The sequence below is a fragment of the Phytoactinopolyspora endophytica genome (assembly GCF_004138495.1).
Lineage (GTDB): Bacteria > Actinomycetota > Actinomycetes > Jiangellales > Jiangellaceae > Phytoactinopolyspora > Phytoactinopolyspora endophytica.
Genome location: NZ_ML142850.1, coordinates 366,582 through 370,892 on the forward strand (window position 1 = coordinate 366,582; position 4,311 = coordinate 370,892).

Genomic DNA, 4,311 nt, shown 5'->3' on the forward strand with positions numbered 1-4,311 from the left:
CGCTGCGCGAACGCATTCATCAGGCTTCAGTGCAACGCGGCAGCAATGACAATGAGCACAACACCGCGGAGACGGCCGCCCGGCTGGTGCAGCTCCGCGCTGAACGCGCGGAGCTGCTCGGTTACCACGATCACGCCGCCTACGTGCTGGAGGACAGCACCGCGGGCTCGCCCGCTGCAGTGCACGAGATGCTCGACAAGCTCGCGCCCGCCGCCGTCGCCAATGCGCATACAGAGGCGGCCGCGCTGCAGGAGTCGATCGGCGACGAGTTCGACCTTCAGCCGTGGGACTGGTCGTTCTACTCCGAACGGGTCAAGCGAGCCAAGTATCAGGTCGACGGCTCCGAGCTTCGGCCGTACTTCGAGCTTGAGCGTGTGCTGCACGACGGGGTCTTCTACGCGGCCAACCGCCTCTACGGCCTCAGCTTCGCCGAACGCACCGACCTGGCCGGTTACCACCCGGATGCGCGGGTCTTCGAGGTGACCGACGCCGACGGCTCCGGCGTGGGACTCTTCGTGGGCGACTTCTTCACCCGCGATTCCAAGCGCGGTGGCGCGTGGATGAACTCGTTCGTGGACCAGTCGTCACTGTTGGGCACCAAGCCAGTGGTGATCAACAACCTGAATGTCAGCAGAGCACCCGCCGGCGAGCCGACTCTGCTGACGTTCGACGAGGTCACAACGCTGTTTCACGAGTTCGGCCACGCGCTTCACGGCCTGCTCTCCGACGTGCGATACCCGAAGTTCTCCGGCACCAACGTCCAGCGCGACTTCGTCGAGTTCCCCTCGCAGGTGAACGAGATGTGGTCGGTGTGGCCGGAGGTTCTAGCCAACTACGCCAGGCATTACCGGACCGGAGAGCCGCTTGCCCAGGAGATCGTCGACCGGCTCATGGAGTCCCAGATCTGGGGCGAGGGTTTCAAGACCACCGAGTACCTTGCCGCGTCGCTGCTGGACCTGGCCTGGCACGAGCTCAGCGCCGACGACGCCCGGCGCCTGCTTCGGGACGGGTCGGCCCTACACGACGCCGGGACATCGCGTACAGCAGCCGAGGGCGGAACCGCTGCCCGGGTGGCGGGATTCGAGGCCGAAGCACTGACACGTGCCGGCGTTGCCGTGGCGGCGGTTCCGCCTCGCTACCGGACGACGTACTTCGCGCACATCTTCGCCGGTGGCTATAGCGCGGGGTACTACTCCTACATCTGGAGCGAGGTGCTCGACGCCGAGACCGTCGACTGGTTCAAGGAGAACGGCGGTCTACGGCGCGAGACCGGCGACCACTTCCGCCGCACATTGCTGTCGCGCGGCGGCAGCATGGACGAGATGCAGGCGTTCCGCGACTTCCGCGGCCGCGACCCGCAGATCGAGCCGCTCCTCCAGCGTCGGGGCCTCACCCAGTGAGCAGCCTCGGCCCAGAGAGCAGCCTCGCCCGCGTGAGCAACCTCAACCAATAGGGCAACCTCACCCAGTAATGCGGACCGTCGGGCTTACGCAGCCGCTGTCGTGGCCGCCCGCAGGGCCCGATGCCGCAATCCGTGTCGGATGCTGCAATCTGTACCGCCAAGAGCCCGCTTCAGGCCGTATAGCGACACAGAATGTGGCATCCGACACGGATTGCAGCATCGACCGCTGGTCGCGCTGGCAGTCCCATGGCCGCTCGTCGACAAGACCTCACGAGCGCGGCGCGGAGGGGCCGCACATGGTGATCGTTGGGCGTGGGTAGGGTCGAGGCCGTGGACAGTGTGCGGATGATCGAGCAGTGGCCGGTTGAGAACGCCGCGGCAACGGTGGTGGCCCCCGACGGGCGGATCTTGGGAAGTCACGGAAACCTTGACCAGGTCTTCCCACTCGCGTCGGTGACCAAGCTGCTCACCGCCTACGCCGCGCTCATCGCCGTCGAAGAGGGCGTCGCCGAGCTCGATGACCCAGCCGGCCCGGAAGGCTCCACGGTCCGGCATCTGCTCGCGCACGCTTCTGGGCTGAACCTCAACGATCACACGACCATCGCGCCGGCCGGCAAGCGGCGAGTGTACTCCAGCGCGGGTTTCGAGGAGCTCGCGGATCAGCTGGCCAAGCTCTCCGGCATCGCGTTCGCCGACTACGTGCGAGACGGTCTGCTGGCGCCGCTGGGCATGACGTCGACGGTGTTCGAGGGATCACCGGGTCACGGCGCGTCCTCGACCGTCAACGACCTGGCCCGCTTCGCCGCCGAGCTGCAGCATCCGACGCTCTTGGACCCGAGCACCCTGGGTACGGCGACCGAGGTGGCCTTCCCCGGGCTGGTCGGCGTCCTGCCGGGCTATGGCCGACAGGATCCCAACGACTGGGGCCTCGGGTTCGAGATCCGCGGCCACAAGAGCCCGCACTGGACGGGGTCGCAGAACTCGCCCCGGACCTTCGGCCATTTCGGGCAGTCCGGCACGTTCCTCTGGGTCGACCCGGATGCCGAGCTGGGCACCACCCCGGGCATCCTGGATACGCCAGATGCCGCCGGCGCCACGCCGAATACCGAGGCATCCCCTCGTACCGGTCTGGCGTGCGTCGCGCTCACCGACCGTGACTTCGGCGACTGGGCCATCGAAGCCTGGCCCGCGTTCTCCGACGCCGTCCTCACCGAGGTCCAGCACCTTCGACCATGATCATCGAAGAGTCACCCGGTACGCGCACGTCAGCGGTCCCGCCCCGTCGAGCAGAACCCCGCACAAAGGATCTTGACAGAGAGATCGAGGCTTCAGGGCACTCTGACCTGCATCCTCGATGATCATGGGGAGTCGAGGGCCCGGGCGAGCAACTGGACCGGGTGCAGCACCGGGATATCCAGCTCGCGGCCGATCTGCAGCGCACATCCGGGGTTAGTGGTGACCACGACGTCGGCCTCGGTGGCCCTCAGCGCTTCCGCCTTGCGACGCCCCAGCTCTCCGGCCGCTTCCGGCTCCACCAAGTTGTAGATCCCGGCCGAGCCACAGCACAGACCGTCGTCCAGGATCGGCCGCAGCTCCACGCCGGGGATCCGGGCCAGCACGCTGCGGGGAGCCGATCGCACCCGCTGGGCATGCGTCAGGTGACAGGCGTCGTGGTACGCGACGGCGAGGTCGAGGCTGCCGTAACGACGGCGTGGTTCCAGCTCCGCCAGCACCTCGGTGACATCACGAACCTTCGACGCGAACGCCGCCGCCCGTTCCGCGTATCGCGGGTCGTCGGCGAGCAGCCTTCCGTAGTCCTTCATCGCAGAACCGCAGCCAGCGGCGTTGACCACGATCGCGTCCACGTCCAGCCGGGCGAAGACGTCGACCACCGCGCGGGCGCGCTCCAACGCGGACCTCTCCCGTCCACCGTGCAGCTCGAGCGCGCCGCAGCACCCTTGGCTCACCGGCGCCACCACCTCACACCCCTCGGCGGCCAGCACCCGCACTGTGGCGTCGTTGACGTCGCCGAAGAACACTTCCTGGACGCATCCGGTCAGGAAAGCGACACGACGACGGCGCGCCCCCTCGGCCGGTGTCCGCGAAGGCGTTCGCCGCACCACGGCCTTGACTGTCATCGGCGGCATCACCGATTCGAGCGAGCGCAGCCTTGCCGGCAGCCGGTCCCGCACCCTGCCATTTCGGATCAGCCGGGCGAGCCCGAGCCGCTGGTACAGCAGACCGAACACGGCGGCGACCCGCAGCCGGCGGCGGCCGGGGAATGCATGGAAGATCATCGAGCGGAACACACGGTCCCGCCATGGCCGCCGGTAGTCACGCTCGATGGTGGCGCGCGCCGACTCGATCAGCTGGTCGTATTTGACGCCGGACGGGCACGCCGACACACAGGCCATGCAACCCAGACAGGCGTCAAGGTGGCCCACCCAGGTGGCGTCGATCGGCGCGTCGCCGTCGAGGGCCGTGCTCATCAGATGGATCCGGCCACGCGGCGAGTCCATCTCCTCGCCCCATAGGTCGTACGTCGGGCAGGCCGGCAGGCAGAACCCGCAGTGCACACAGTCATCGATCAGCTCGCGGTCCACTACAGGCCTCCCAGAAAACGTCCGGGTGCGAAGCGTCCCTCCGGATCCAGCGCGCGCTTGACCGACCCGGAGAGCTCGAGCAGCCGGGACTGGCCGGGATCACCCCACGGGTCGACATAGGCGTCCAAGCCGGACGGGCGGTCCCGCACGACGACGCTCCCTCCAAGGGCACGGACGCTGTCCCGCCACGCGCTGACCACCGCGGCGTGCGCCGGAACGTCGTCGCCCTCGATCACCGCGTCGTGAAGCCCCAGCCCGGCGTGACTGTGCAACGTCACCATCAAGCCGGCCGCGGCGGACGCACGA

3 protein-coding genes and 1 pseudogene are annotated in these 4,311 nt (G+C 68.2%); 2 read left to right on the forward strand and 2 right to left on the reverse strand.

All coding sequences use genetic code 11. The features are described from left to right. Both ELR45_RS40405 and ELR45_RS05005 read left to right on the forward strand, forming a co-directional pair. Nucleotides 1-1,400, forward strand: a 1,400-nt coding sequence (locus ELR45_RS40405) for a M3 family metallopeptidase (protein ID WP_240759162.1), incomplete at its 5' end; no start/stop codon positions are given. A gap of 332 nt (nucleotides 1,401-1,732) precedes the next feature. After that, entirely contained in the window at nucleotides 1,733-2,638 is a 906-nt protein-coding gene (locus ELR45_RS05005) for a serine hydrolase domain-containing protein (RefSeq protein WP_129664244.1), read from the forward strand. Nucleotides 2,639-2,760: 122 nt separating this feature from the next. Here the strand turns inward: ELR45_RS05005 and ELR45_RS05010 are convergent, their stop codons facing one another. Then, the gene (locus ELR45_RS05010) at nucleotides 2,761-4,005 is read right to left on the reverse strand and encodes a (Fe-S)-binding protein (protein ID WP_205856000.1); all 1,245 of its coding nucleotides are present in this window, start codon (nucleotides 4,003-4,005) and stop codon (nucleotides 2,761-2,763) included. Beyond that, nucleotides 4,005-4,311 (reverse strand): annotated as a pseudogene (locus ELR45_RS05015) (FAD-binding oxidoreductase); the annotation flags it as partial. The gene ELR45_RS05010 and the pseudogene ELR45_RS05015, both read right to left, overlap by 1 nt.